Source organism: Nocardioides sp. NPDC000445, assembly GCF_040300245.1.
GTDB lineage: Bacteria > Actinomycetota > Actinomycetes > Propionibacteriales > Nocardioidaceae > Nocardioides.
The window spans coordinates 1-2,717 of record NZ_JBEPDH010000047.1; the positions used below are offsets into that span (position 1 = coordinate 1).

Sequence of the window (2,717 nt, forward strand, 5' to 3'; positions counted from 1 at the left end):
CCGCGGAGGTCGCCCACCGCTGTCGCCCCGAGGACCGCGGAGATCGTCTTGCCCACGCCGGGCTCATCGGCCAGCAGGAACTGCCGCCCGCCCGCTGCAGCGCGCGCCGCGATAGCGTCAGCAGCCTCGTACTGGACCCGCCGCGGCTCGAGCGCGTCGGTCGCCTCGAGGCTCTGCGTCGGAAGGTCGGGATTGAGGGTGCTCTCGATGAACCGACCGAGCGTGTACGGACCCGGAGCGTAGGGCGCGAGGTGCGCCGGCACAGCGTGCCCGACGTACAGGTGGGTCTTGACTCCCGGGTGCCACGTGGCGCCCTCGACCTGGGTGCCGTAAGGGACGTCGAGCACCCACAGCCGCTCGCCCGGACCGACGGCCGGCAACGGCTGCGTCGGTTGTCGCGTCCCGCTCCGGCGCGGACGCCCGCCGCGGCGACGAGCACTGGATCGGCGAGAACTGGCCACCCCGAGACGCTATCGCCTGTCGGCGAGCTGGATGCGCCAGCTCCTATCGATGGGCGGGGCGCGCCGCTCACCTTCGGCGGCGGGGATTGTTCGTGCGCGCGGTGGCTGGTGCGCTGCGGGGATCCTGCGGCCAGGCGTGCTTGGGATAGCGCCCGCGCAAATCAGCACGAACGCCGGGGTAGCCGTTGTCCCAGAAGGACTCCAGGTCTGCCGTGACGGCTGCTGGGCGTCGCGCGGGGGAGAGCAGATGCAGCAGGAGCGGGACCTGGCCGTCCGCGAGGACCGGCGCTGCGGTCCAGCCGAAAACCTCTTGGATTCGCACAGCGAGCACCGGTTGTTCGGCGGAGTAGTCGATCCGCACGCTCGACCCACTGGGGACCTGCACTCGCTCGGGAGCCAGATCGTCGAGCCTGCCTGCCTGCGGCCACGGCACCATCGCCCGCAGTGCGGCAGCCACGTCGATGCGGCGAAGATCCTGGGCCGAGCGAACCCGCGCCAGCTGGGGCCCGAGCCACGACTGGAGGTTCTGCGTCAGTGCCGCGTCGCTCACATCGGGCCACGGGTCACCGAGCGCACGGTGCAGGAAGTCGAGGCGGGCGCGCAGCGCCGTGGCCGCCTCCGACCAGGCGAAGAGAGCGATTCCCTCCCTCGCCACCGCCTCTCGGATCGCGTCGGTCACGGCGTCGGCCGGTGGATCGCTGAGCGGGACGGAGCGGAGCTCGATCGCGCCCAGCAGCGTACGTCGGCGAGCCAGTACCCGCCCTCCGGTCCAGGTGACCTCGTCCACCTCGGTCCACAGGGACCCGGCCGCCTCCAGCGCGAGGTCCTCGGTGAGCGGGGCCGCCGCTCGGATCCGGGCTTCACGTTGCCCGGGCCGCCGCTCCGCGTCTCCGACCGCGAGCCACTCGAGTCCGCCCAGGGGCCCCGAAGCACGCGGATCGAGCGCCGCGCCCGTCCCGGACGCCATCAGGTAGCTCGCGGAGCTCGAACGTTTGCGCGCGATCCGGTCCGGATGCGCCAGGGCCACCACCAGCCCCACCGCCACGTCATCAGTGAGTGCGCGGGCGTCCGACGACCCTGTCCGGTCGCCCGCGGAGCCTTGCTTCTCGACGACCTTCTCCAGCCGGGTGACCTGGCTGCGCCACGAGCCTGCCCGCCGGTCAGCGCGCAGCGACCGGAGCGCAGCAACCAGGTCCCCGCCGGGAGCGCGCACGTCCTCGCTCAACATCGCGACCACCTCTGCGGCCCGCCTGGCCCCGACGAGGCCAGCCCCGTCGATGAGGGCACGCGCCAGCCTGGGATCGGCCGGTACGCCAGCGATCACCCGGCCCCGCGAGGTGGCTCTCCCGTCCTCGGTCAGCGCCCCCAGATCCACCAGTACGTCCTTGGCTGCCGACATCGCATGCGCAGGTGGCTGGTCGAGGAGCGCCAGGTCGTGCAGGTCGTCACTGCCCCAGCACGCCACCTCCAGGGCAAAGGCCGTCAGGTCGGCGGTCGCGATCTCGGGCTCCGGGTGAGCGGCCAGATGTGCGTGCTCCGCCTCGGACCAGCAACGCAGCACGGCGCCCGGCCCCAGCCGTCCGGCCCGACCCGCCCGCTGCTCGGCCGCTGCCCGGCTCACCGCGACGGTGACCAGAGAAGCCAGTCCGCGACGGTGGTCGGTGCGTGGCTCGCGCGAGAATCCAGCATCCACCACGACACGTACTCCAGGCACCGTCAGCGAGGACTCGGCGACCGCGGTCGAGACGATCACTCGCCGACGCCGGCCTTCGCTGAGCGCACGATCCTGCTCGGCGCCGGACAGACGTCCGTGCAGGGCGTGCACGGACGCGTTCACGTCGGCAAGGCGGCGTACGGTCGCCTCGACCTCCGCGACACCCGGCACGAAGGCCAGGACGTCACCCTCGTGCTCGACGAGCGCACGACGTACGGTCGCGGCGACATGGTCGTGGAAGGCCGGGGTGATACCCCGGTCGTCGGTGCGGCGCACCCCCGCAGGCAGCGGGCACCAGACCGCTTGAACCGGGTGCAGAGCACCCGGGACGCGGATCACCGGAGCGGTGTCGACCCCACCGAGCAGGGCGGCGGTCCGTTCGGCCTCGATGGTGGCCGACATCGCCACCAGGGACAGGTCCTCACGCAGGTGGGCCCGGACGTCGACGAGCAGCGCCAAGGTCAGGTCGGCGTCGAGGTGGCGCTCGTGCACTTCGTCGAGCACGACGGCCCCGACGCCGACCAGCTCGGGATCGTGCTGGA

1 protein-coding gene and 1 pseudogene are annotated in these 2,717 nt (G+C 72.6%); both read right to left on the reverse strand.

Translation table 11 applies throughout. From position 1 onward, the window contains the following. Nucleotides 1–461: pseudogene (locus ABT304_RS30800) on the reverse strand (hypothetical protein); the annotation flags it as partial. A gap of 67 nt (nucleotides 462–528) precedes the next feature. After that, on the reverse strand, nucleotides 529–2,717 hold a 2,189-nt coding region (hrpB, locus tag ABT304_RS30805), incomplete at its 5' end, for an ATP-dependent helicase HrpB (protein WP_350721234.1).